This window comes from uncultured Winogradskyella sp. (assembly GCF_947501905.1).
Lineage (GTDB): Bacteria > Bacteroidota > Bacteroidia > Flavobacteriales > Flavobacteriaceae > Winogradskyella.
The window spans coordinates 515,904-541,805 of record NZ_CANMXL010000002.1 but is presented as its reverse complement, the minus strand read 5'-3'; the positions used below and the strand labels follow the sequence as shown (position 1 = coordinate 541,805).

The window sequence follows — 25,902 nt, the reverse complement described above, 5'->3', positions numbered from 1 at the left end:
TTTAGATGCTGAAATAAATTCAGCATGACAATCCGGAGAAATACTCTTCATAATTTAATTAAACAATTGCTGAAATTTTCAGCATAAAACCAAAAACAATGCAAAACAAAGGATTAGTAAAGCTGTTTGCTATACTATTTGGATTGGTAAGTATTTACCAATTATCATTTACGTTTAAAGCCAATCAGCTTGAAAAAGATGCAAAGCAATTTGCACAATCTAAGTACACAGAGAGCAATGATATCAGTACTGCTGAGTTACGTTATTTAGATTCATTAAATACTCAAGAAGTCTATAGCTTAGGAGTAAGCAAGTATACTTACAGCGATGTAAAAGATAATGCCATGAATTTAGGTCTTGATCTTAAAGGTGGTATTAACGCTATTATAGAAATTTCTGTAAAAGATATTTTAAAAGGACTTGCAAATAATAGTAAAGACCCAATTTTTAATCAAGCACTTTTAGATGCTGATGAGTTACAAAAAGATTCTCAGGATTCTTACTTAGAATCTTTTTACACGGCGTTTGATGCTATTAAAGGTGATACCAAACTAGCGTCTCCAGATATTTTTGCTAACCGTACATTGAGTGATGATATTACGTTTAACATGACTGATGGAGAGGTGAAGAGTATTATCTCAAGAAAAGTTGATGAGTCTATTATTTCAGCTTTTGAAGTATTACGTAATCGTATCGATGGTTTTGGGGTAACCTCTCCAAATATTCAGCGTTTAGGAAATGGTGGTCGTATCTTAATTGAGTTACCAGGAGCTAAAGACAAGAAGCGTGTAGTAGACATTATTACTAAAACTGCACAATTACAGTTTTGGGAAACCTATACAACTCAAGATTTAGCAGGTTACTTATTGCAAGTTAACCAACGTTTACTCGAAGCTCAAAAAGAGACTACTGAAACTACAGAAGACACTACTGAACAAACCGAAGCTACTGAAGAAGTAGATACCACATCAAGCGTAATTGATGACTTAACAGGTCAGATAGAAAATGATTCTACTGCTGTGCAAGAAAATACAAACCCATTAGGGATTCAGAGCTTAGGAACAGGTGGTCCAGTGATAGGTATTTTCTTAGCTAAGGATAAAGATGATGTTCTTGAGAAGCTTAATGCTAACCGTGACTTATTACCTGTTGAGCAGCGTTATGCGCGTTTTGCATGGGGGAAACCTGCGAATAAAGACTCTGAATTTGTAGAATTGTATGGTCTTAAGAGTAACAGAGATGATGAGCCTCAGTTAAGTGGTGCTGTTATTACAGATGCAAGACAAGATTATGACCAAGTTAATCGCCCAGCAGTTAGCATGCAAATGAATGCAAAGGGTGCTAAGGTTTGGGAGGACATGACCAAAGTTGCCTATGAAACAAGAGGTAATATTGCTATAGTCTTAGATAATATTGTGTATTCTGCACCTGGAGTAAGTACCGGGCCAATTGCTGGTGGTAATTCTCAGATTTCAGGAACATTTACTGTAGAAGAAGCTACCGATTTAGCTAATGTTTTAAGAGCTGGTAAATTACCTGCATCTGCTGAGATTGTTCAAGCGGATGAGGTGGGGCCATCTTTAGGTCAAGAAGCTATTGATTCTGGTGTAATATCTTTTGGTTTAGCATTAGTGTTTGTTTTACTATGGATGATTTTTTACTATGGTAAAGCTGGTGGATTTGCTGATGTTGCTTTATTATTTAATATCCTTTTAATCTTTGGTGTATTATCTGGGTTAGGAGCTGTATTAACATTACCAGGTATTGCTGGTATCGTTTTAACTATAGGTATTTCGGTTGATGCCAACGTACTTATCTTTGAGCGTATCCGGGAAGAATTAGCTAAAGGAAAAGACCAGAAAATGGCCATTAAAGATGGTTTTGCTAATGCATTATCTTCAATCTTAGATGCCAATATAACCACAGGTTTAACAGCGTTAATCTTATTTATTTTTGGTACAGGGCCAATTAAAGGTTTCGCAACGACTTTAATCATTGGTATTTTGACATCATTATTTACAGCAATTTTTATTACAAGATTACTAATCGACTGGTATGTAAACCGTGGTGGAAAATTAGATTTCTCTACAGCTATAACTAAAGGATTCTTAAAAAATGTAAATATTAATTTCTTAGGAAAGCGTAAGATTGCTTATGTCATTTCTGGACTATTAATTACGGCTGGTATAGCATCTTTATTTACAAACAATTTAGATCAAGGTATTGACTTTGTTGGTGGTAGAACATACCAAGTGCGTTTTGCACAATCTGTAAGTACGGAGGAAGTATCTAAAACATTAAATGACCCTGCTGTTTTTGGTAGTGCAGAGGTTAAGACTATTGGTGCTGATAACCAATTAAAAATTTCAACAAAATACTTAGTTGAAGATAACTCTACTGAAGCTGATGAGAAAGTACAGTCTACCTTATTTGAAGCTTTAAAAACATACTTACCAGACGGAATCACTTATGATGAATTCTTAGATGGTTCTGGAGATGATAAGATTGGTAAAATGTTATCTAGTAAAGTAAGTCCTACGATTGCCGATGATATTAAGAAGTCATCTTTCTGGGCTATACTTGGTTCTTTAGTGGTTGTATTCCTTTACATCTTAATTCGTTTTAAGAAATGGCAATTCTCTCTTGGAGCTGTTGCTGCGGTTTTCCATGATGTATTAATTGTATTGGGTATATTCTCAATCGCATGGAAATGGATGCCTTTTAGTATGGAAATTGACCAAGCATTTATTGCAGCAATCTTAACGGTAATTGGTTACTCTTTGAATGATACCGTGGTTGTATTCGATAGAATTAGAGAATATCTCAATGAACATTCAGGGTGGACTTTAGGAAAGACCATTAATGCATCTGTAAATAGTACATTGAGTAGAACATTAAATACGTCTTTAACAACCTTAGTCGTGTTATTAGCGATGTTCTTTTTAGGAGCAGATTCGTTAAGAGGATTCTTATTCGCATTAATAGTAGGTGTATTAGTGGGGACATATTCGTCAGTGTTTATTGCAACACCAATAATGTACGATACAGCTAAGAAAGGTGATGCCGCGGAATCTTTAAAGAAGAAAGTTAAAGAAGAGGAGGAAGACGCCTAATCTTTAATCTATTAAACAAAAAAGACTGCCAATTGGCAGTCTTTTTTGTTTCTATTTAACACGTACGAATGTTATACTATCTATTAAGAAATCTGTTGGCCTACTATTACTTCCGCTAAAATTTATAGCCATTTCCATTTCGTCATTATTATTCATTTTTAAAATTCCTCTGAGCTTACCAACTTCAATGGCCTTTTTTTTATCCCATATGATAAAGTCTATTCTGTAAGGGTCTTTTCTGGTATTGACTCTGTACTTTAAAGCAGCAGAAATACCTTGATGATTATAGGACTTTCCACCCATAATTTCTCCATCAAATTCAAAAGTAGCATACCTGTCTTTTGTCAAAGTCAAAAGGCCAATATCGCCTTTGTCTTTGCCCTTCCATACACCTATATAACTTTTATCGGCCTCAATAGAGAAAGAACAAAAAATGAGAAATGCACCAAGAAATAATAAGAATCTTTTAAAAAACTTCATATTAGAATTTGTTGATTAAAGCCTAATATAAAATTAATTATCTAAAAATGTAATTAGACAAGCTATCCTTAATAAATATTACTTGTCAATTAAGAAAGATATTTTATCACCAGCTTCAATATTAAATGCATCAGAAAGCCCAGCATTAATCTCTAAGACATATTTAGCTGGTGCATTTGATGGTAGAGAAGTCTCATCAAAAGGCTTAGCGTTTTTTTGAAAACTTACAATAGTACTGTCTGCAGAAATGTAAATGATATCTAAGGCAATACGTGTATTCTTCATGTAGAAACTGCGTTCTGTTTCATTAGGAAAAATAAATAACATGCCTTGAGACTCTTTCATGCTATTGCGATACATCAATCCTGTTTGGGTCTGGTATTCGTCATCAGCAATCTCGATATCTAAAGTTTTTATAACCGAATCGTTTGAAGCTTTTTTAAGTTGAAGCGTACCTTCTTTTTTAAAGGTAACTTCAGAAGATTTAGATGTGTTCTTTTCGGAATTGTTACAAGCGGTAAGACCAAAAGCCATAATGGCAATATAAAAGAGTAATCTGAACTTCTGGTTAATCATTATGCTTCTTTTATCTTTGGCTTATATATAAACATAAAGTATAACCCTATAAGTATAAATGGTATGCTTAATAATTGTCCAGTATTTAATAACCAATCTGCACGTTCTTCAACTTGAGCTTCTTTTGAGAACTCAACGAAAAATCTAACAGTCCATAAGAGAACTAAAAATAAACCGAATAAAAAGCCTTGTTGTTGAGACTTTTTAGTTTTCCAATAAGTGAAAAACAAAATTAAAAATACAAAAATGTAAAAGAATGCCTCATATAATTGAGAAGGATGACGCGGAGCAGTTTCTCCTAATTGCTTAAATACTACACCAAAATCACTTCCCGTATATTTTCCTATAATTTCTGAATTAATAAAGTTTCCAATTCTAACAAATACAGCGCCTAAGGCTACAGCAACAACAACACGGTCTAAAATCCAAAGTACAGTTTTTTTAAGTACTTTTTTATTGTACAGGTACATAGATATAATCATAGCAATAGCTGCGCCATGGCTCGCTAGTCCAGCAAATCCAGTAAACTTGATGCCATCTCTAAAGCTAAAAGGCAAAAAGATGCTAAAGAAATCTTCGGTAATCAACTCTGATTGGTAAAAAATAACATGGCCCAAACGTGCGCCAAGCATAATCCCTAAAACCGAATATATAAATAAAGAATCTAAAGACTCGTCCGATTGATTTTCGTTTCTGTATATACGCTTTGTGATATAAAAACCTAGAATAAAGGCAACTATCCACATCACACTGTAAAAGTGAAGTTTAAAAAAACCTAAATCTAAAAATTTAATTGGGTCCCAAACTATTTCTAAAGCGTGCATAAATTGATTGTTGTTTAAGTGGTAAATATAGTATTTTCAATAGTAATGGAAATAGCATTAACGCAATATTAATCTTCTTTAGGAGGAACTGGGTCGTAACCTTTTCCGCCCCATGGATGACAACTAAAAATTCGTTTTATAGCCAATCTACCACCTTTTAAAAAACCGTGTGTTTCTAAAGCTTCTTTTGTATATTGAGAACACGTAGGTTGGTATCTACAACTAGCTGGGGTAAATGGAGATATTAACGTCTGATATACCTTAATTAAAAACAAAAACGGGTATGTCAGAAGTTTTTTGATAATCAATTATTTAATGGAGAAAGTAGTGCCTTCTCGACCATCCTTTAATTCAATTCCAGCTTCAGCTAATTCATCTCTAATTTGGTCAGACAACGCAAAATCTTTATTAATACGTGCTTCTTTTCTGAGCTTAATTAATAACTCAATCGCAGCATTTAGTTTCTCAGTTCCGCCGTCAGAAGCTTGGCTATTCAATAAGCCCAAAACATCAAATGTAAATGTATGTAGTACTGTTTTTAAAGTGGCTAAGTCTTCATTAGAGACTGTAGCAGAACCATCATTAACTTGATTTATAAACTTTGCAGCTTCAAATAAATGAGCAATTAAAATAGGTGTATTAAAATCATCATTCATAGCATCGTAGCACTTCTGTTGCCATTCAGAAACATCAAAAGATGAAGAACTACTCGTATTTAAATTATCAAGATTACCAAGAGCTTCTAGTAATCTATTAAACCCTTTTTCTGCTGCTAATAAGCCATCATTGGTTAAATCCAAAATACTTCTATATGACGCTTGCATCATAAAAAAACGAATAACACCAGGAGAAAATCCTTTAGACATTTTATCGTTTTCACCAGAAAATAACTCAGCAGGATTTATATAATTTCCTGAAGATTTACTCATACGCGCACCATTAAGCTCTAACATGTTGGCATGCATCCAATATTTTACTGGCGCTAGACCTTTGGCAGCTTGGTTTTGTGCAATCTCACACTCATGGTGTGGGAATTTAAGATCCATTCCGCCACCATGGATATCAAAAAACTCACCTAAGTATTTTGTGCTCATAGCAGTACACTCTAAATGCCAACCAGGAAAGCCATCACTCCAAGGCGAAGGCCAACGCATAATATGTGTAGGTTCTGCTTTTTTCCAAAGTGCAAAATCTTGTGGATTTTTTTTATCACTTTGTCCATCTAGAGTTCTAGTGTTATGTATAAGGTCTTCGAGCTTACGTTTACTTAAAATACCGTATTCATTAGACTCATTGTATTTATGCACATCAAAATACACAGAACCATTTACTACGTATGCAAACCCATTATCTATTATAGTCTGAATAAGCTCTATCTGTTCTATAATATGACCAGTAGCGGTAGGTTCTATGCTCGGTGGTAGGAAATTGAGTGTTTGTAAAACATTATGAAAATCAACAGTGTAGCGTTGCACCACTTCCATAGGTTCTATTTCTTCAACACGTGCTTTCTTTGTGATTTTATCTTCGCCCAAATCAGCATCATTTTCCAAATGTCCTGCATCAGTAATGTTACGAACATAACGTACTTTATAGCCTAAATGCTTTAAGTATCTAAAAATCATGTCAAAAGACATAAACGTTCTCACATTTCCTAGATGTACATTGCTGTAAACTGTTGGGCCACAAACGTACATGCCAACATAACCTTGATTAATAGGCGTAAAAGTTTCTTTTTCGCCCGAAAGAGAATTGTAAATCTTTATGTGTTGATTGTCGTATAGTGACATTATACTTATGTTATGTGGTTTGTAAGATAGATTGAGAACTAAAATTCAGTATCTAATTTAATATAATCTAGGAATTCTCGACGTGTTTCTTTGGTTTTGAATTTTCCGCCAAATTCAGAAGTCACTGTACTACTAGCAACATCTTTGATACCTCTAGAGTTTACGCAAAGGTGTTTAGCATCAATAACACAAGCTACATCTTCGGTGCCTAAAACTTCTTGAAGTTCTCTTACAATTTGAATTGTTAATCGCTCTTGTACTTGCGGGCGCTTAGCATAATAATCTACTATACGGTTCATCTTAGATAAACCTACAACAGTGCCATTAGAAATATAGGCCACATGGGCTTTACCAACAATTGGTAATAAATGATGTTCGCATGTTGAGTATACGGTAATATTTTTCTCAACAAGCATTTCGTTGTATTTGTATTTATTTTCAAAAGTTGATGCACTAGGCTTATTGTCTGGATGCAGACCACTAAAAATCTCGTTAACAAACATTTTTGCAACACGCTTAGGTGTTCCACTAAGACTATCGTCTGTAAGGTCTAATCCTAAAGTTTCAAGGATGTGTTCTACATCTGCTTTTATACTATCAATCTTTTCAGAATTACTTAATTCAAAAGCATCGTCTCTAAGAGGTGTTTCACTCGAAGAGCTAATGTGATCATCGCCAATGGCATCGATATCAAAATCGTTTTCTATTTTCATTTATATGGTGTGTAAAATGAGATTGCAAAGATAACTAAATAAAATAGTATAAATAGGTTAGGGATTTCTTAAATATACTTGTTATATAAGTAAATACGTTATTACAATGATATGTTATGTTAATTTATAAGATGTTCGTTAAGAATTTATTAATTTTCGTGACTTAAATTTTTGAAAAACTATGCTTAAAAAATACATTCTCTGTTTGTTGTTTATAGCCATATCAATAGCCACGTACTCGCAAATTAATACACCAGGAGGAGCTACATGTAATCAAGCTGGACCTATTTGTGCAGATAATACAGGTAGTTTTGTTTTTCAAAATAATTTTGGAACTAATTTTGATTTAGGCGCTATAGCATGCCTACAGGACGCGCCTAGACCAGGCTGGTTTTTTTTAAGAGTTGATCAAACAGGAGATTTGGCTTTTCAAATTAATCAATGGCAAGATTTTAATGGAGATGGCATTAATAATGAAGGTGTTCCAGGTGAACTAGATGTAGATTTTGTTGCTTGGGGACCTTTTGCTTCTGAAAATGGAAATTGTACTAATTTAGATTCTCAATGTGTTGATAGTTCTGGAGTTCCTGTAGGCTGTCCAGATAACGTAGATCAACCTAACTTCTATCTTAATAATCTCGATAATTCAAATATAATTGATTGCAGTTGGTCTGGTTCAGCTTCTGAAACATTGACGATACCAAATGCACAAGCGGGAGATTATTATTTATTACTAGTAACCAATTGGACACCTGGTCCAACTGGAGTTGGATTTGAAGGCCTGGTGGAAATAGTACAAACCAATTTTGGAACCCCAGGAGGTGGTTCTACAGATTGTAGTATTATAAATGTAGATGGTATTTTAGGACCTGACCAAAACATATGTGATATGACATCTACAACATTAGATGCCAACCCTGGTAACGATCCTACTTTTGTAGACTATGCATGGGAATTTGATGATGGCACTGGGTTTGCGCCGATTCCCGGGACAGATGGGATGTCAATGATTTCTGTCTCTAATGCAGGAGAGTATCAAGTCACAATTACTGATAACGTAGGAAGTTCTGATAGTGATATTATTGAGGTGATAGTTACGGTTATACCAACAGCCAATGCTGTTACACCACAATTTAGATGCGATGACAACAATGATGGGTTTTGGGATTTTGATTTTAGTTTATTAAATGCTACAGTAATTGGTGCTCAAACAGATGTTGAAGTCAGTTATCACAACACGCTAAATGATGCTCAGATGGATATGAATCCTATTATTGGGTTGTATCCAAACGCAACAGCTTACACTGCAGAAACTATTTTTATTAGAATTGAGAATACTATAAATACAGATTGCGCAAATACAGGAAGTTTTAATATTGATGTGTTTGATTCTCCAGTGGCTAATGCAGTGCCTGATCAATTAATCTGTGATGATAATAATGACGGCTTTTGGGATTTTGATTTAGATGCTTTAAGGCCAATTGTATTAGGAACACAAGACCCAATGCAATTTGAAGTGTCCTTTCATTTAGAACAAGTGGAAGCAATGACAAGCTCAACAACAAATCCACTACCAGATACTTTTACAAATCTTGTGGCTTACGATGAAGATACGATATGGGTGAGAATAGAAAATGTTGATAATCGCGATGATTGTTTTGATACCACTAGTTTTAATATTGATGTGTTTGATGACCCAACTGCTAACGCTGTTTTACCACAATTAATCTGTGATGATAATAATGACGGCTTTTGGGATTTTGATTTGGATGCATTACGCGCAACAGTATTAGGAACACAAGACGCGATGCAATTTGAGGTGTCTTTTCATTTAGAAGAAATGGAAGCAATGACAAGCTCAACAACAAATCCACTACCAAATAATTTTACAAACCTTATAGCCTACGATGAAGATACGATTTGGGTAAGAATAGAAAATGTTGATAATCGTGATGATTGTTTTGATACTACTAGTTTTAATATTGATGTTTTCGAACAACCAACACCTTCAACTTATACTTATGAGCTATGTGATGATACATTAGATGGAGATGATACTAATGGTTTTGTTGATTTTTCCTTAACACCAGCAGATATTGATAGTTTTATATTAAATGGACAAGATCCAATGCAGTTTACTGTGAGTTACCATTTAAATCAAACTGATGCTGATAATGACCAATCCGCAATTACGAATTTATATACTGACGATACACAAATTATTGCAAGAGTTGAAAATAATGACAATATAGACTGTTATGAAACTGTTGCAGTAGATTTAGAAGTTAATGCACTTCCTGTAATTACCGATATGGTAGAATTATTACAATGTGATAATGATACAGATGGTATTTCTGACTTTAATTTAACTGAATCTGAAGTTTTAATTTCTACTAATCCAACGGCTCATACATTTACCTATTATTTAAATGCTGCTGACGCTGCTGCTGGAACAAATGCTATTGTTGCCCCAACAATTTATACAAATACAGATCCATCATCAAATCCAGATACGATATTTGTTAGAGTAGAAAATGCCGACACATGTTTTAGAGTAGCACAACTAGATTTATTTGTTTCTGCCACTCAAATTCCTGCGAATATTGAGATTTTATATGAAGAATGTGATGTTGTCGATGGTATAGATACTGATATTACAAATGGTATTACAGCTTTTGATTTTAGTGATGCTGAAGCTCAGATTAGAGCTCAAGCTGCATTGCCTGTAGGACAGAATTTAACATTTAGCTATTTTGAAACTCAAGCCGATGCATTAGCCGAACTAAATGCTATTCCAGATATTTCAAATCATAGAAATGACGCTTCACCTTTTGAACAAGAGATTTATGTAAGAGTAGATAGTGATGTAGATAATGCCTGTGTTGGTTTAGGTATTCATGTACGCTTAAGAACGATTAACCCAACACCAAATTTAAATCCAGATCCAATTGTTCTTTGTGATGATATTACTGTTGGAGATTTGTCTGAGGAGTTTAATTTAACAATTAGAGAAGCTTTTATTTTTAACGGAGACCCAAATGTTGTCGCAACATACCATACCACTTTTGCTGGTGCAAATGCAGGTGATAATTCTATTCCAACTCCAGCAGCTTATAATAACACAAACCCTTCAGAAACCATTTTTGTTCGGGTAACTAATACTTCGACTACATGTTATGCTATAGTAGAGCTAGAGATTCTGGTTAATCCATTGCCAGATGATAGTGCTGTGGTTACAGATTTTTTTGAATGTGAGAATAACACAGATTTCTTTTTCGATTTTGATTTAGATACTAAAACTCTAGAGATTTTAAATGGACAAGACCCATTACAGTTTACGGTAACCTACCACGAGACTCAACTAGATGCAGATAACTTAACAAATCCACTACCAAGTCTATATACAAATACGAGTAGTCCTCAACCAATTTTTGTAGCTATTACTAATAATACAACAGGATGCTCAATAAGTACTATTTCATTTAATATAGAAATCAATGAAGGTGCTGATGCGGTAGATGACTTATATGAAGAATGTGATGTTGTAGGTGATAACGATGGTTTTACTCAATTTGACTTAGCATCCCGAAGTCCAATTGTGTTAGATGGTCAAGACCCAATGGCATTTAGTATTTCTTATCACTTTAGTTTTGATGATGCTTTTAATGATGTTGACCCGTTGCCACTACTGTATGAAAATTTTGTAGTTAACTCTCAAGTCATTTACGCTAGAGTAAGTAATGTTATAAGACCAACAGAATGTTTTGAAATAGCTGAGGTAACTTTACAGGTTAATCTACTTCCAATTTTTGATTTAGAAGACGAATATATATTATGTCTAACAAGTAATAATGAAGCTGTGGTAGATGTACCACCTGTCTTAGATACGGGATTGTCAGATACAGATTATGCATTCGAATGGAGCCTTGATGGTATAGTATTACCAGCACAAACAGGTTCTAGTTTAATACCAACGCAAGGAGGTGTGTATGATGTAACAGTTACAGATATTAGTACATCTCTGGTAACTATGTGTCAAAATTTTGATTCGGCGTTAGTTACAGAAAGCGGAATACCAGATACATTTGATGTAGAAGTGACTTCACAAGCATTTACAGGGAATAATATGATTATTGCAACAGCTACTGGAAACAGTACTTATGAGTACAGTCTAGATAACGGGCCATGGGAATTAACAGGAGAATTTGAAGATGTTAATGGTGGAGACCATGTTGTGGCAGCAAGAGATGTATTGGGTTGTGGTATTGTATTTAGAAATGTGACAGTGATTGATTATCCTAAATTCTTCACACCAAATGGAGATGGTAATAATGACACGTGGAATATTGAAGGTATTAATACGCAACCATCTGCAACGATATATATTTATGACCGCTATGGGAAGCTATTAAAACAATTAAGTCCTACCAGTCCAGGTTGGGATGGCACATTTAATGGTAATAGAATGCCAAGTAGCGACTATTGGTTTACTTTAGAGTATGTAGAACCTACAAATAATGAACCTCGAACTTTTAGTGCACACTTTTCACTGAAGCGCTGATCTATTTTAAAATTGATATTTCAAAAAGCCTATGAATTTTTTCATAGGCATTTTTATTTTGTATGAGAGGAGAAAAAATATTGTTAATCTGCAAATCATATATATAAATATGCTCTTATAACGAGAACTTATTAGAAACGGCATCTTTTAGTTAAAATTTTATTAAATTCCGAGATTATTTAAGTATTCATTATGACTAGGAGAATTTTATTACTGCTTTTTGTTTGCATAGGAATGAGTCTTTATGCACAATCTCAAAAACAGATTTTGCCTCTGGCTAAATATGGCGACAATTTAAGTGAACCATTATCTTCAAAAGAACGCGCTTTTATTGATGAGGTTTATGGAGATAAGGCTAACAAGTTTGTTTACAGTAGCTCTCATAGACTTAAAGCAATTAAGCATATTCTCAGGAATAGGGTAGTAATTGAAAAAGTAAATTCATCGGACATAAAGAAAGAATATACTCAATTATCGAATGTTCCATTACAAACAGGTTTTGTCTCAAATCTAAAACGGGATAAAATTTTTAATCCAATTACCTTCAATCCATTAAAGTATAATTTAAAATTTTACGGTGACACTGGAGCAATTTATCGTGTTGATGATACAAATTACTATATTATAATTAAATCACAGTACCAATAAAGTAGAATCATATGAAAAAAATTATTACGCTCTTTTTTGTACTGAATTCTTTTTTATTATTTAGTCAAGATTTAAATATGCAAGCTGGCACATTTAACCAATGTACAGGTACTTTTTATGATACTGGTGGAATAGGTGGAAACTATTCTAGTAATGAAGACATAATTATTACAATTTGTCCAGATACTCCTGGAGATTTAGTTAGGTTAGAATTTACAGATTTTAATATTGAGGATGGTGTTGATATCATGACTATTTTTAATGGAGATGATGAAACAGCAACTCCCTTTGGAGATTTTACAGGTACTACAAGCCCAAATACAGTCCAAGCAACTCAAGACAATACGACGGGTTGTATAACTATTCAATTTGTTTCCAATGGATTTGGAAATACAACGGGTTGGGCTGCTGATATATCATGTATTACAAATTGTCAAATTATAAATTCTCAAATAGATACTGCGTCTCCTTTGCCTAATGGAGATGGCTATATAAGAGTTTGCCCAAACGAAGAGATTATATTAACAGGTAGTGGAACTTTTTCTGATGATGGTACAGGAGCAACATATCAATGGGATTTGGGAGATGGAAATACTATTGATGGTCAAACAGCAACATTCTCTTACCCAGACCCAGGAGTTTATATAGTCAATTTAAACATAAGAGATACTAACACAGATATTGATCCTTTAGGTTGCCAAAATAATAACCTTATCAACCAAGTAATTCAAGTAAGTAATGAACCAGATTTTTCAGGAACTGAAGCTACACAAACTCAAATATGTATAGGAGAATCAACCACAATCACAGGACAAGTAGTCGGTGTTTTGCAACCAGATAGCTGTACACCTCCTTTTGATAATAATGTTGATTTGCCTGACGGTAATGGTGCAGAGTACCAAACTCCAACTAATGTAGATTGTTTTGATTCAAGTGCTGTGTTAACCGATGCTTCTCAGATATTGAGTATTTGTATAAATATGGAACACTCTTATGTTGGTGATTTAGATATTACTATTATTTCCCCGAGTGGATTAGAAGCAGATTTATTTCAAAGCAGTCTTGCATTTGGAGAATCAGTTGGTGAGTCAAATGGAGCTGATGATGGTGTCCCCGGTATAGGGAGTGATTATTGCTTTTCAAATGGAGCAGCTGTTCCTTTAACTCAAGCGCCAATAATTACTGCAGGTACTCCTCCAGTAGATACTTTTCAACCTGGGACATATTTGCCAGTAGAGAGTTTTAACAATTTAATAGGAAGTCCTTTAAATGGGACTTGGACTATACTTGTCAGAGACAATTTTTTTCAAGATGATGGTACTATTTTTTCATGGGATATTGAATTTGACCCAAGTATAGTTCCTGCAGAACTTTCATTTACACCTATAATAGTTACTGAGTCTTGGGATACTGATCCATCTATTACAAATACAACTGGTAATACTATAACAGTTGAGCCAACAACATTAGGTCAGCATTGTTATACCTACAGAGCAGTTAATGATTTTGGTTGTGAGTATACAGAAGAAGTTTGTATAGATGTTGTTGATTTAGATAATCCAAGCTTTACAGTAACTCCTGCTTGTGGCGGCGGTACGGCAATGATAACAGGTGACACAGGAGGGACTTTTGCTTTAAACCCAGTACCTACTGATGGTGCTATAATTAATCCTACAACAGGAGAAGTTACAGGTGGAGGGTCTGCCACAACCTATACTGTTGAGTATACAACTGCAGGTGTTTGTCCGCAAACGAGCACTCAAAACCTTACAACTTTAGTGTCTGATGTAGACCCAAGTTTTACAATAGCACCAACATGTGATGGAGGAACAGTAACCATAACAGGAGATACAGGTGGTGTTTTTGCTTTTAATCCAGTACCAATAGATGGTGCCACCATTGATACAGCTACCGGAGAGGTCACCAATGGAACTTCTGGTACCACCTATACTGTAGAATATACAACTTCAGGGACATGTATATTAAGTTCAACTGAAGATGTTACTGTAATCACAGCTGACGATTCGAGTTTTACAATGGCACCAACTTGTGATGGTGGTACAGCAACCATAACAGGAGATGCTGGTGGTACTTTTTCTTTTAACCCTTTACCTACTGATGGTGCTGTAATAGATACTGCCACTGGTGAAGTTACAGGAGGTTTATTTGGTACTATGTATACCATTGAATACACGACTTCTGGTACGTGTCCAACAACAACTACAGAGAATTTAACGGTATTAACTTTAGATGATGCGAGTTTTACAGTAACCCCAACTTGCGATGGTGGTACAGTAACTATTACAGGAGATACTGGCGGAACATTTGCCTTTAATCCTTTACCTACTGATGGCTCAGTAATAGATGCATCCTCAGGGGAAGTTACTAACGGTACATCAGCTACAATGTACACCATAGAATATACAACTGCTGGTTCATGTCCAGATACATCGACACAAGATGTTACGGTACTTACAGCTGATGACCCAGGTTTTACAGTAACACCAAGTTGTGATGGAGGTACAGTAACAATTACAGGCGATGCTGGAGGAACATTTGCTTTCAATCCCATGCCTACTGATGGTGCTGTAATAGATACATTTACTGGTGAAGTTACTAATGGTACATCAGCAGCTACATACACTGTAGCATATACCACGGCAGGTATCTGCCCTCAATCTTCGACTCAAGATGTAACTGTACTCACAGCTGACAATCCAAGTTTTACAGTAACACCAACTTGTGATGGTGGTACTGCGACAATAATAGGAGATGCTGGTGGTACATTCGCCTTTAATCCAGTCCCAACAGATGGAGCAGTAATAGATGCAGCAACAGGTGAAGTGACTAATGGTGTTTCAGCCACAACATATATTATAGAATATACAACAGTAGGTATTTGTCCACAAACTTCAGCACAAAACCTAACTGTAATCACTGCTGACGATTCGAGTTTTACAGTAACACCAACTTGTGATGGTGGTACGGCAACTATAAATGGTGCTACTGGAGGAATATTTTCTTTTAATCCTTTACCTACTGACGGTGCTGTAATAGATGCGGCTACAGGTGAAGTTACAGGAGGTTTGTTTGGTGCTACGTATACTATTGAATACACGACTTCTGGTACTTGTCCAACGACAACTTCAGAGAATTTAACGGTGTTAACTTTAGATGATTCGAGTTTTACAGTAACACCAACTTGCGATGGTGGTACAGTAACTATTACAGGAGATACTGGCGGAACATTTGCCTTTAATCCTGTGCCTACTGATGGCGCAGTAATTGATACATCTACTGGAGAGGTTACTAACGGTACATCTGCTACAATGTACACCATAGAATATACAACTGCTGGTTCATGTCCAGATACATCGACACAAGATGTTACGGTACTTACAGCTGATGACCCAAGTTTTACAGTAATGCCAACTTGTGATGGTGGTACAGTAACAATTACAGGCGATATTGGTGGTACTTTTGCTTTTAATCCTTTGCCAACAGATGGCGCAGTAATAGATGCATCTACAGGTGAAGTCACAAATGGAACATCTGCAGCAACATACACAGTAGAATATACTACGGCTGGTATTTGCCCTCAATCTTCAACTCAAGACATTACTGTGATTACTGAAGATGATGCTAGCTTTACAGTAGCCCCAACATGTGATGGCGGTGTAGTAACAATTACTGGTTTGATGGGAGGAACCTTTACTTTTAATATTCCACCTACGGATAGTGCAGTAATTGATGCTGTTACTGGAGAAGTAACAGACGGGACTCCAGGTGAAACTTATGTTATAGAATACGCTGTTACTGATATTTGCCCAAATAGTAGTGTAGTATCGTTTAATGCAAATCCATTACCAGATGATAGTGTTATGGTTACAGATTTTTTAGAATGTGAAAATAACACAGATTTCCTATTCGATTTTGATTTAGAAATTAAGGATGCCGAGATTTTAAACGGTCAAGACCCAACAATGTTCACGGTAACTTATCATGATTCTCAGGCTGATGCCGAAAACTTAATTGATGCTTTAGTTAGTCCTTACGAAAATATAAGTAATCCGCAAACTATTTTTGTTGCGATTTCAAATAATGTGACTGGCTGTTTTGTGAGTACACAATCATTTAATATTGAAGTGCTAGATGGCGCTTTCGCACTAGATGATTTTTATGAAGAATGTGATGTTGTTGGTGACAATAACGGTTCGACACAGTTTGATTTAAATTCTCGAATTCCAAATATTATTGGAACTCAAGATCTAGTTGATGTAAGTATTAGTTTTCACGTTTCGGAAGATGATGCGATGAATGATGAAGAGCCTTTGCCGTTATTATATGAAAACTTAACAAACCCTCAAATTATATATGCTAGAGTGAGTAGTAATATAAGACCAGACGAGTGTTTTGAAATTTCAGAAGTCACGCTTCAAACTAATTTACTTCCAATATTGAATTTAGATGAATCTTACACCTTATGCTTAACTAGTAATAATGAAGCTGTAGTTCCGATTCCTCCAGTAATAAATACTGGACTTCCAGATGCTGACTATTCTTTTGAGTGGCGTTTTAATGGAAATGTTATTCCTACAGAAACGAGTTCTAGTTTAATTCCTACTCAAGGTGGTACTTACAGCGTGCTTGTTACAGACACATCAACTTCTACCGTGACTATGTGTACTAATTTTGATGAGACCGAAGTTATTGAAGGAGGTATCCCTGATACATTTGATGTTGAAGTAAGCTCTCAAACCTTTACAGGAAATAATATGCTTGTTGCTACAGCTACAGGAAATAGTGAATATGAATTTAGTTTGGATGATGGACCATGGCAATTAAGTGGAGAATTCGAAAATGTATCTGGCGGAGATCATGTGGTCGCAGTTAGAGATGTTTTAGGCTGTGGTATTTTGTTTAGGAATGTTACTGTAATAGATTACCCAAAATTCTTTACGCCTAATGGAGATGGAACCAACGATACATGGAATATAAGAGGTATTAACTCACAACCATCAGCAGTAATATACATTCATGATCGTTATGGTAAACTAATAAAACAATTAAGTCCAACAAGCCCAGGTTGGGATGGAACTTATAATGGTAATAGAATGCCAAGTAGCGATTATTGGTTTACGCTAGAATACAATGAGCCATTAAGTGACGAAAGACGAACATTTAGTGCACACTTTGCTTTGAAACGGTAATTTTGACTTAAATTATGATAAATAAAAAAAGCCTTTGAAGAAATTCAAAGGCTTTTTTTATTTAATCTATTTGAGAGCTTTAACCATTCATTGAGATTAAGAACTCTTCGTTATTTCTAGTTTGCTTAAAGCGATCATTAATAAATTCCATTGCTTCAACAGGATTCATATCTGCTAAATACTTTCGCATCACCCACATACGCTGTATTGTGTTATCATCTAATAATAAATCATCACGACGTGTACTTGACGATGTTAAATCAATAGCTGGGAAAATACGACGGTTAGCAATCTTACGATCTAATTGTAGTTCCATATTACCAGTTCCTTTGAATTCTTCAAAGATAACCTCGTCCATTTTAGAACCTGTCTCGGTTAATGCTGTAGCAATAATAGTTAAAGACCCACCATTTTCTATATTACGAGCAGCACCAAAGAAACGTTTTGGTTTATGTAATGCATTTGCATCTACACCACCAGATAAAATTTTACCTGATGCAGGTTGAACAGTATTGTATGCGCGTGCTAAACGTGTAATAGAATCTAATAAGATTACAACATCATGACCACATTCTACTAAACGTTTTGCTTTTTCTAAAACTATATTAGCAATTTTCACATGTTCATGTGCTTCTTTATCAAAAGTAGAGGCAATAACTTCACCACGTACATTACGTTGCATGTCTGTAACTTCCTCAGGACGCTCATCAATAAGTAATATCATTTGATATACCTCAGGATGGTTTGCAGCAATAGCATTAGCAACATCCTTGAGTAACATTGTTTTCCCTGTTTTTGGTTGTGATACAATCATACCACGCTGTCCTTTTCCTATAGGAGAGAACAAATCCATAATGCGAGTAGAAATTGTACTTTGTCTTTCTGCAAGGTTGAATTTCTCTTTTGGGAATAATGGTGTTAAATGCTCAAAAGCTACACGATCTCTAACAACTTGTGGACTCTGACCATTAATTTTACTCACCTTAATTAAAGGAAAATATTTCTCGCCTTCTTTAGGAGGACGTACATGTCCTAGAACTGTATCTCCTGTTTTAAGCCCAAATAATCTAATCTGTGATTGTGATACATAAATATCATCAGGAGATGTTAGGTAGTTGTAATCCGAAGATCTTAAAAAACCATAGCCATCTTGCATAATGTCTAAGACACCTTCACTTTCTATAATAGCATCAAATTCAAAATCTGGTTCACGGTAACGGTTTCTGTTATCCTTATTACCATTGTTTTTTTGATTCTGATTTTTGTTCTGATTGTTTTTGTTGTGGTTGTTATCGTTACCACGTTTGTTATCGTTTTTTTGATTCTGGTTACGACGGTTATCATCCTTTCTTTGAGGTTGCTTTTGGTCTTTTCTAGAATCGTTAGAGTGTTGTTGAGACTTAGGATTGGATTTGTCTTCAGTTTTAGTTTCTGAAGATTTGTTATCAAAATCTATCTTTTGTTGCTCTTTTTTCTCTTGCTGAGGTTTTTGTACACGCTCTCTTTTTTGGCGTTGTTGTGGCTTGTTTTGTGTGTTTTTCTCTTCAGAAGGTTTATTGTCTTCTTTTGCAACAGCCTTTACTGCACTTGGATTTGCAGCTTGATAGTCCAAGATTTGATATACCAAATCTAGCTTCTTTAAAGAACGATACTTTGGGACTTTAAGTTGTTTTGCAATCTCCTGTAATTCAGGTAGTTTTTTTGCTTTTAACTGTGAAATTTCAAACATTAATATGTGTGTATAGAATTATAATAATGGCTTTGATTAATTAAAATTTTCTAATGAAATAAAATAAAAGAAAATGAGAAATTAAATCGGAAGAAGTGCTTTTGAATATTTTGATTTCCATAGCACTAGTGCAATAATACAATTTTTATTTAAAAATAGGTATATCATTTAAAAATAAACTACTAATTTTGTGCTTCAATTATAAAGAATAGTAATGATTCAACGCATACAGACACTTTATTTATTAGTCGCAGTAGCAATTTCTGCGGGGTTAATTTTTGTGTTCGATTTGTATACCGATAAAAATCAAGTACTTGTATTTGCTAAAGATAACTACATGTATTTAGGCTTGTTTTTAGGTTCAGCTTTGTTATCTTTGATTTCGATATTTAGTTTTAAAAATAGAAAGTCTCAGTTTGTTTTGGGACGACTTAATATAATATTAAACTTTATTTTACTAGGAGTGTTCGTGTATCAGTCTCTAAATTTATCTGGAGAAACTTTGGTTTCTGAGAAAGGTATTGGGTTGATTCTTCCTATTTTTTCTATCGTGTTTTTAGTCTTAGCAAATAAGGCAATTAAAAAGGACGAAGATCTTGTAAAATCTGTAGATAGATTACGATAAACACCTAAAATCTTAGTAGTATTAGTGCGAAAAGCCCGAAGTTTTTACTTCGGGCTTTTTATTTTATTTAGCCTTTACCTTCTTGGAAACTCAATAACTTCGAGATTGTCAATTTTCTTTCCATCAATTGTAAATCTTAACATGGTTCTCACTTTATGAAAGCCATGTGTGCCAACAGCTCCAGGATTCATATGCAAAACATTTAATTTTTTATCTGGCATTACTTTTAAAATATGCGAGTGCCCACAAATAAAAAGTCTTGGTGGATTTAATCGTAATTCTTCTCTTACTCTAATATTATAATTAGGAGGATAACCGCCTATATGAGTTATCCAAACATCGACATTTTCACACATAAAACGATTGTGTTCTGGGAATTCAGCTCTGGCTTCTGCATTATCAATATTACCGTAAACTGATCGTAGCGGTTTTAGCTTTTTAATTTCATCCGTCACTTTTAAGTCACCTATGTCACCTGCATGCCAAACTTCATCAGCTTGTTTTACATGTTTTAAAATGTTTTTATCAATGTAACTATGGGTGTCAGATAGGAGTAGGATTTTTTTCATGACTATATTTTGAAAATATCAGAAATTGAATTAAAAATATTTAGGATTTCTTTAGCAGTAAAAACAGTTATCTTTGTTGCTTTTAAAAGCAAAAATAAGGTTTTTGAGGTATTTTATTCAATTGTCATATAACGGAAGTGCTTACCATGGTTGGCAGATACAGCCTAATGCAGTTACTATTCAGGAAACCCTACAAGATGCGCTTTCAAAATTATTGAATACTAAATTAAGTATTACTGGTGCTGGAAGAACAGATACAGGTGTGCATGCGTCACAAATGTTTGCGCATTTTGATATTGATGAAACTATTGATACGGATACCTTGAGATTCAAACTCAATTCTTTTTTGCCAAAAGATATAGCTATACAATCTGTTTTTCAGGTTAATGATGATGCACATGCAAGATTTCATGCTATAAAACGAAGTTATGAGTATAAGATTGCTTTGAAAAAAGATGTGTTTCAGTTTGATTACGCTTACTATTTGCATCAAGATTTTGATGTTGATAGAATGAATGAAGCTGCGAACATATTGCTTGAGTATACAGATTTTCAATGTTTTTCAAAAAGTAACACTGACGTAAAAACGTATAATTGTAAGATTGAATATGCACAATGGAAACAAGAAGATGATATGCTCATTTTTACCATAAGTGCAGACCGTTTTTTAAGAAACATGGTAAGAGCAATTGTGGGCACATTAATAACTATAGGTTTGGGAAAGTGTGAAGTCAATGATATGCATAAAATTATTGCGTCAAAAAATAGAGGAGAGGCAGGATTTTCTGTGCCAGCAAAAGGCTTATATTTGACTGAAGTTCTTTATCCAAATGGTATAGTAATGTAAATAAAAAGATTTCCGCTTTTGAGAAAAGTAAACATGGCAGACAACCAAAAGAAAATATTTGATATAAGTTTATTCAAACGATTGCTTAATTACATTAAGCCGTATCGTTTGATTTTCATTGTGTCTTTAATTTGCGTTATTGGTTTGGCTGTCTTTGGAGCTACAAGACCTTATGTGTTAAAAGAGGCTATAGACACTCAAATTTCACTTAAAAAGTACGATGGCTTTTTGTTTTATATTGTCTTGATGCTTGGGCTTCTTGTCCTTGAAGTTATTTGCCAATTACTATTTATATATTATGCAAGTTGGTTAGGACAATCTGTTGTAAAAGATATTAGAGTCAAATTGTTTAAGCACATGCTTAAATTTAAAATGACTTACTATGATAACTCTTCTGTAGGTGTTTTAATTACAAGAGCTGTGACAGATATGGAGCGCATTGCTGATATTTTTGGTCAAGGTCTGTTCATGATTTTTAGCGATATTCTTAAGATGGCTGTGGTAGCAGGTGTGATGCTTTACATAAATACTAAATTGAGTCTGATTGTTTTTGTAACATTACCAGTAATTGTTTTTGCTACTAAGATTTTTCAAAGATATATGAAACGTGCTTTTGAAGATGTGCGTACAGAAGTATCAAATCTTAATTCTTTTGTACAAGAGCGTGTTACGGGTATGAAAATCCTTCAACTTTTTACAAGAGAGAAAACAGAATATAAAAACTTCACAAAAATTAATGAGCGTCATAAAAAAGGATGGTTAAAAACAGTATGGTATAATTCTATTTTTTTCCCAATTGCAGAATTTTTATCATCTGTAACATTAGCTACAATAATTCTTGTTGGTGGTTATAATATTGTTGCAGAAAGTTCGATGACAACAATAGGTCAGCTCGTGTCATTTACTATGTTTATACCTATGCTATTTAGACCATTAAACCAAATAGCAAACAAGTTTAATACGTTGCAAATGGGTATGGTTGCAGCTGACCGTGTGTTTAAGGTATTAGATACAGAATCTCAAATTAATGATGATGGTAAGCTTGAAGCTAAAAATTTTAAAGGTGCTATTTCGCTTAAAAATGTTCGTTTTTCTTACATAAAAGATGAGGAAGTACTAAAAGATGTATCATTAGATATTAATTCTGGTGAAACTATAGCTATTGTTGGTGCAACAGGAGCAGGGAAATCTACCATTATTAATTTATTGAATCGTTTTTATGATATCGATTCTGGTGAGATTGCTATTGATGGTACAAATATTAAAGCCTTTTCTTTAAAATCCTTGCGTGAACAAATTGCTGTTGTATTACAAGATGTTTTCTTATTTGCAGATACAATTCTAAATAATATTACTTTAAATAATCCTGATATTTCTGAAGCAGATGTTGTTGAAGCGGCAAAAGCAATTGGTATTCATGATTTTATATCTAGCCTGCCAAATGGCTATCATTACAACGTAAAAGAGCGTGGTGTGATGTTATCTTCTGGACAGCGACAATTGATTTCGTTTTTACGTGCTTACATGACTAATCCAAGTATCTTAATTTTAGATGAGGCTACCTCTTCAGTAGATTCTTATTCTGAGCAGTTAATGCAAGATGCTACAGATAAGATTACTCAAGGTAGGACATCAATTATTATAGCTCATCGTTTAGCAACTATTCAACAAGCTGATAAAATAATAGTTATGGATGCTGGACAAATTGTTGAAATTGGTACACATCAATCGCTTCTAGAAAAAGAAGATGGATATTATCGTAATCTATACGAAGTTCAGTTTCTTAATGCCGAAGCAGTCTAGTTAATAGTATCTTTAACTGTTCTTGCGGCCTCATTAGCTGCTTTCTGGGCTTCAATCATTTTTTGAAAATCACCATTAAAATACATTACAAGACCAGCTGCAACTGAGGCTAGAACTGTAAAGGCAATAAGTGCGCATATAAAAATTAGCGTTCGTAAAATAAAATTTGTCCAATCTAAATTAAAGATGCGTTTAAGAGCATAGCCAATATATATAAACTGAATTGGCGATAATATAAGCGAAGTTGTACCTAGAGATAAATCAAAAGCTGCTGCTGTTAATGTAATAACAGTACCTATGGCACTTAATTGAGCTAATAAATACATGTAGATGACTAAATGCTCGGTATAATTATACTTAAATTTCTTTTCGCCTATAAACACCAATTTCGAGACTAGCGCATAAATAGGAACATTTAGCATCATAGCAATAGATTGGTAATCTTGAATGAACTCTAAAACCTTTAGATTAAATTCTTTCGTAGCTTCTGTTGATACTGAAGACATGTCCATAGCTTCAGGAAAGAATCTTTGAAGAATAAAAAGTTGAACTCCTGCTATTGTTATTGCAATGGCAAAGTAGCTTATAACATTTACATATTTTTTTCTCGTTCCAGAAATGTAAGATCTTATTACGGCTTCAGGTTTCGTAAAAAGCGCTATAAATGTTTGCAGGAGCTTGTTGTCATAATTTAAAAACTCTTCAGAAAAATGAGTAAATAGGTTCCCAAATGTTAACCTATTTCTAATAACACGTGCACCACATTTATTGCAGTAGTCACTATCAGGTGAGAGTTCTATTTTACAATTTTTACAATTCATTATACTGATGTTATAAACTGATCTTTATTTATAATTATATATATAGCGGTAATTATACCTACTAAAACCATAATAGCTATGAATATTAAAGTAAATACTACAAACATAAATAAGTAATACGCAACAGTATTCCAAAAAGGAGTGTTGAAAACTCGCTTCAATACATAGAACAGGTAAATAAAAGTAAGAGTAGTAATTACCAGTGAGAGTGTAAAGTAATTATAGCCTAATGCCAAAAAAAATGTATACAAAAAAGCTGATATGATAACAGTCTGAGCACCATAATACAAATTAATGACTATATGCTCAGTAAAATTAAAGCGTCTTAATCCAACTATCCAATATGTAAACCAGCTCCCTAAAGCCGAAAACGGAATGCTTAATGTAAAGAATATACTTTGAGAACTATTAAACTCTCCAAAATCCATTTTATTAAATGGATTATTTTCATTGCCTGGCATTTTTGAAATACCATCCATTAAATCAGAAGTATACAATTCAGGGTCATTTAGCCAATGTTCCATTAAGAAGACCTGTATACCAAGTAGCGTCAATGCAATAGCAAAATATTGGATAACATTAATGTATTTTTTTCTAGTACCTTCTATAAAACCATTAATTACAGCTTCTGGTTTAGTGAATAAATGAATAAAAGTTTTTAAAAGTTTATTATCAACGGACATAAACTCAGCATTAATTTGCTGGAAAAGTGCTTTTGTAGTCAGTCTGTTTTTTATAACACGAGCACCACATTCAAAACAATAACGCTGTGACTTAGAAAGAGGCATTTGGCAATTTCTACACTCCATTATACCAAGTCTTTTTTAATTTTATCAATCAATTCTTCCTTAGTCTTATACATGACAAATTCAGCATTTTTCACATAAGATAGTGTACCGGTTTCTTCACTTACAACTAATGCCAATGCATCTGTTTTTTCAGTAATACCAAGAGCGGCACGATGACGTAATCCGAAACGTTTGGGTATAGTGACTTCATTGTTTACAGGTAAAATAACACGAGTAGCTTTTACCACATTGTTATCAATGATTATGGCACCATCATGTAATGGACTGTTCTTAAAAAAGATGCTTTCTAAAATGGGTTGTGATACGATAATGTTCATTTCATCACCAGTATTAGTCAAAAAATCAAGATTGTTATTACGTTCTATAACTATTAAAGCACCAGTATTTGTGGTTCCCATTTTTATACATGCATTAACAATGGCTTCAACATCGTTAGTAGTTTCTGTATCGCTATTAAGGAATTTAAAATTTTTAAAAATTCGTCGTTTACCAGATAGGTTTGTAGAACCAACCATCAGTAAAAACTTTCTAATTTCAGGTTGAAAGACCACAATCAAAGCAATAATACCAACCTTCATAAAACCATCGACAATTCTATAAAGAAGGTGCATATTAAGGTAGTCAGTAACTACCCAAACTAAGTAAATAATAAGAATACCAATAAAGATATTAATGGCAACAGTACCCCGAACCAATTTGTAGATGTAGTAGAGTAGAATGGCCACAAGAAAGACATCTACAAAATCTATAAGTCTAAAATCCCAAAGTTGTAAATCACTCAAGT

General features: G+C 34.1%; 18 protein-coding genes. 7 read left to right on the top strand and 11 right to left on the bottom strand.

Going from position 1 to position 25,902, the window contains the following annotated elements; genetic code table 11:
- Positions 1 to 98 precede the first annotated feature (98 nt).
- On the top strand, positions 99 to 3,113 hold the full coding sequence (secDF, locus tag Q0770_RS06100) for a protein translocase subunit SecDF (protein ID WP_299115098.1): 3,015 nt from the start codon (positions 99 to 101) through the stop codon (positions 3,111 to 3,113).
- A 51-nt stretch (positions 3,114 to 3,164) separates the two neighbouring features.
- Here the strand turns inward: secDF and Q0770_RS06095 are convergent, their stop codons facing one another.
- The 6 genes from Q0770_RS06095 to folE form a co-directional block, all read right to left on the bottom strand.
- Entirely contained in the window at positions 3,165 to 3,593 is a 429-nt protein-coding gene (locus Q0770_RS06095) for a hypothetical protein (protein WP_299115097.1), read from the bottom strand.
- Between the two features lie 78 nt (positions 3,594 to 3,671).
- Positions 3,672 to 4,169 carry a DUF192 domain-containing protein gene (locus tag Q0770_RS06090; protein ID WP_299115095.1) on the bottom strand — a complete coding sequence of 166 codons (498 nt, stop codon included), beginning with the start codon at positions 4,167 to 4,169 and terminating at the stop codon, positions 3,672 to 3,674.
- Positions 4,169 to 4,993 carry a prolipoprotein diacylglyceryl transferase gene (gene lgt / locus Q0770_RS06085; protein ID WP_299115093.1) on the bottom strand — a complete coding sequence of 275 codons (825 nt, stop codon included), beginning with the start codon at positions 4,991 to 4,993 and terminating at the stop codon, positions 4,169 to 4,171. The genes Q0770_RS06090 and lgt overlap by 1 nt, the downstream gene beginning before the upstream one ends.
- A 68-nt stretch (positions 4,994 to 5,061) precedes the next feature.
- On the bottom strand, positions 5,062 to 5,298 hold the full coding sequence (gene yidD / locus Q0770_RS06080) for a membrane protein insertion efficiency factor YidD (RefSeq protein WP_370454714.1): 237 nt from the start codon (positions 5,296 to 5,298) through the stop codon (positions 5,062 to 5,064).
- Between the two features lie 3 nt (positions 5,299 to 5,301).
- Positions 5,302 to 6,783 (bottom strand): cysteine--tRNA ligase, encoded by a 1,482-nt coding sequence (cysS, locus tag Q0770_RS06075; RefSeq protein WP_299115091.1) that lies wholly within the window; start codon positions 6,781 to 6,783, stop codon positions 5,302 to 5,304.
- 38 nt (positions 6,784 to 6,821) lie between these two features.
- Positions 6,822 to 7,496: a GTP cyclohydrolase I FolE gene (gene folE / locus Q0770_RS06070; RefSeq protein WP_299115089.1), complete on the bottom strand. Its 675-nt coding sequence runs from the start codon at positions 7,494 to 7,496 to the stop codon at positions 6,822 to 6,824.
- Positions 7,497 to 7,677: 181 nt separating this feature from the next.
- Between folE and Q0770_RS06065 the strand changes: the two genes are divergently transcribed.
- The 3 genes from Q0770_RS06065 to Q0770_RS06055 all read left to right on the top strand — a co-directional run bounded on the left by Q0770_RS06065 (position 7,678) and on the right by Q0770_RS06055 (position 17,915).
- Entirely contained in the window at positions 7,678 to 12,057 is a 4,380-nt protein-coding gene (locus Q0770_RS06065; RefSeq protein ID WP_299115087.1) for a T9SS type B sorting domain-containing protein, read from the top strand.
- A 192-nt stretch (positions 12,058 to 12,249) separates the two neighbouring features.
- Entirely contained in the window at positions 12,250 to 12,705 is a 456-nt protein-coding gene (locus Q0770_RS06060) for a hypothetical protein (protein ID WP_299115085.1), read from the top strand.
- An 11-nt stretch (positions 12,706 to 12,716) separates the two neighbouring features.
- Positions 12,717 to 17,915 carry a T9SS type B sorting domain-containing protein gene (locus Q0770_RS06055; protein ID WP_299115083.1) on the top strand — a complete coding sequence of 1,733 codons (5,199 nt, stop codon included), beginning with the start codon at positions 12,717 to 12,719 and terminating at the stop codon, positions 17,913 to 17,915.
- A gap of 79 nt (positions 17,916 to 17,994) precedes the next feature.
- On the opposite strand, the gene rho is transcribed toward Q0770_RS06055, so the two are convergent.
- Positions 17,995 to 19,644, bottom strand: a complete 1,650-nt coding sequence (gene rho, locus Q0770_RS06050) for a transcription termination factor Rho (RefSeq protein ID WP_299115081.1) — start codon at positions 19,642 to 19,644, stop codon at positions 17,995 to 17,997.
- Positions 19,645 to 19,858: 214 nt separating this feature from the next.
- Between rho and Q0770_RS06045 the strand changes: the two genes are divergently transcribed.
- Positions 19,859 to 20,269, top strand: coding sequence for a DUF4293 domain-containing protein (locus Q0770_RS06045; protein ID WP_299115079.1), 411 nt, complete (start codon positions 19,859 to 19,861; stop codon positions 20,267 to 20,269).
- A gap of 74 nt (positions 20,270 to 20,343) precedes the next feature.
- Here Q0770_RS06045 and Q0770_RS06040 read toward each other — a convergent pair whose 3' ends face one another.
- The gene (locus tag Q0770_RS06040) at positions 20,344 to 20,838 is read right to left on the bottom strand and encodes a metallophosphoesterase (RefSeq protein ID WP_299115077.1); all 495 of its coding nucleotides are present in this window, start codon (positions 20,836 to 20,838) and stop codon (positions 20,344 to 20,346) included.
- Between the two features lie 103 nt (positions 20,839 to 20,941).
- Between Q0770_RS06040 and truA the strand changes: the two genes are divergently transcribed.
- Both truA and Q0770_RS06030 read left to right on the top strand, forming a co-directional pair.
- Complete coding sequence (truA, locus tag Q0770_RS06035; protein WP_299115076.1) at positions 20,942 to 21,685, top strand: tRNA pseudouridine(38-40) synthase TruA; 744 nt, start codon at positions 20,942 to 20,944, stop codon at positions 21,683 to 21,685.
- 33 nt (positions 21,686 to 21,718) lie between these two features.
- Positions 21,719 to 23,488, top strand: coding sequence for an ABC transporter ATP-binding protein (locus tag Q0770_RS06030; protein ID WP_299115355.1), 1,770 nt, complete (start codon positions 21,719 to 21,721; stop codon positions 23,486 to 23,488).
- Here the strand turns inward: Q0770_RS06030 and Q0770_RS06025 are convergent.
- The 3 genes from Q0770_RS06025 to cdaA are packed head-to-tail and all read right to left on the bottom strand — an operon-like array spanning position 23,485 to position 25,900.
- The gene (locus Q0770_RS06025) at positions 23,485 to 24,309 is read right to left on the bottom strand and encodes a DUF3667 domain-containing protein (protein ID WP_299115074.1); all 825 of its coding nucleotides are present in this window, start codon (positions 24,307 to 24,309) and stop codon (positions 23,485 to 23,487) included. The genes Q0770_RS06030 and Q0770_RS06025 overlap by 4 nt on opposite strands.
- A complete protein-coding gene (locus Q0770_RS06020; protein WP_299115072.1) occupies positions 24,309 to 25,118 on the bottom strand; it encodes a DUF3667 domain-containing protein in 810 nt (269 codons plus the stop codon). The genes Q0770_RS06025 and Q0770_RS06020 overlap by 1 nt, the downstream gene beginning before the upstream one ends.
- Positions 25,118 to 25,900, bottom strand: coding sequence for a diadenylate cyclase CdaA (gene cdaA / locus Q0770_RS06015; RefSeq protein WP_299115070.1), 783 nt, complete (start codon positions 25,898 to 25,900; stop codon positions 25,118 to 25,120). Before cdaA ends, Q0770_RS06020 begins: the two co-directional genes overlap by 1 nt.
- Positions 25,901 to 25,902 lie beyond the last annotated feature (2 nt).

Excerpts from the sequence above, each read along its gene's own strand:
- Q0770_RS06090 (WP_299115095.1), bottom strand. The coding sequence starts at position 4,169 with ATGATTAACCAGAAGTTCAGATTACTCTTTTATATTGCCATTATGGCT.
- Q0770_RS06055 (WP_299115083.1), top strand. The coding sequence starts at position 12,717 with ATGAAAAAAATTATTACGCTCTTTTTTGTACTGAATTCTTTTTTATTA.
- folE (WP_299115089.1), bottom strand. The coding sequence starts at position 7,496 with ATGAAAATAGAAAACGATTTTGATATCGATGCCATTGGCGATGATCAC.
- Q0770_RS06025 (WP_299115074.1), bottom strand. The coding sequence starts at position 24,309 with ATGAATTGTAAAAATTGTAAAATAGAACTCTCACCTGATAGTGACTAC.
- lgt (WP_299115093.1), bottom strand. The coding sequence starts at position 4,993 with ATGCACGCTTTAGAAATAGTTTGGGACCCAATTAAATTTTTAGATTTA.
- rho (WP_299115081.1), bottom strand. The coding sequence starts at position 19,644 with ATGTTTGAAATTTCACAGTTAAAAGCAAAAAAACTACCTGAATTACAG.
- Q0770_RS06045 (WP_299115079.1), top strand. The coding sequence starts at position 19,859 with ATGATTCAACGCATACAGACACTTTATTTATTAGTCGCAGTAGCAATT.
- Q0770_RS06065 (WP_299115087.1), top strand. The coding sequence starts at position 7,678 with ATGCTTAAAAAATACATTCTCTGTTTGTTGTTTATAGCCATATCAATA.
- Q0770_RS06040 (WP_299115077.1), bottom strand. The coding sequence starts at position 20,838 with ATGAAAAAAATCCTACTCCTATCTGACACCCATAGTTACATTGATAAA.
- cysS (WP_299115091.1), bottom strand. The coding sequence starts at position 6,783 with ATGTCACTATACGACAATCAACACATAAAGATTTACAATTCTCTTTCG.
- Q0770_RS06030 (WP_299115355.1), top strand. The coding sequence starts at position 21,719 with ATGGCAGACAACCAAAAGAAAATATTTGATATAAGTTTATTCAAACGA.
- secDF (WP_299115098.1), top strand. The coding sequence starts at position 99 with ATGCAAAACAAAGGATTAGTAAAGCTGTTTGCTATACTATTTGGATTG.
- Q0770_RS06020 (WP_299115072.1), bottom strand. The coding sequence starts at position 25,118 with ATGGAGTGTAGAAATTGCCAAATGCCTCTTTCTAAGTCACAGCGTTAT.
- Q0770_RS06060 (WP_299115085.1), top strand. The coding sequence starts at position 12,250 with ATGACTAGGAGAATTTTATTACTGCTTTTTGTTTGCATAGGAATGAGT.
- Q0770_RS06095 (WP_299115097.1), bottom strand. The coding sequence starts at position 3,593 with ATGAAGTTTTTTAAAAGATTCTTATTATTTCTTGGTGCATTTCTCATT.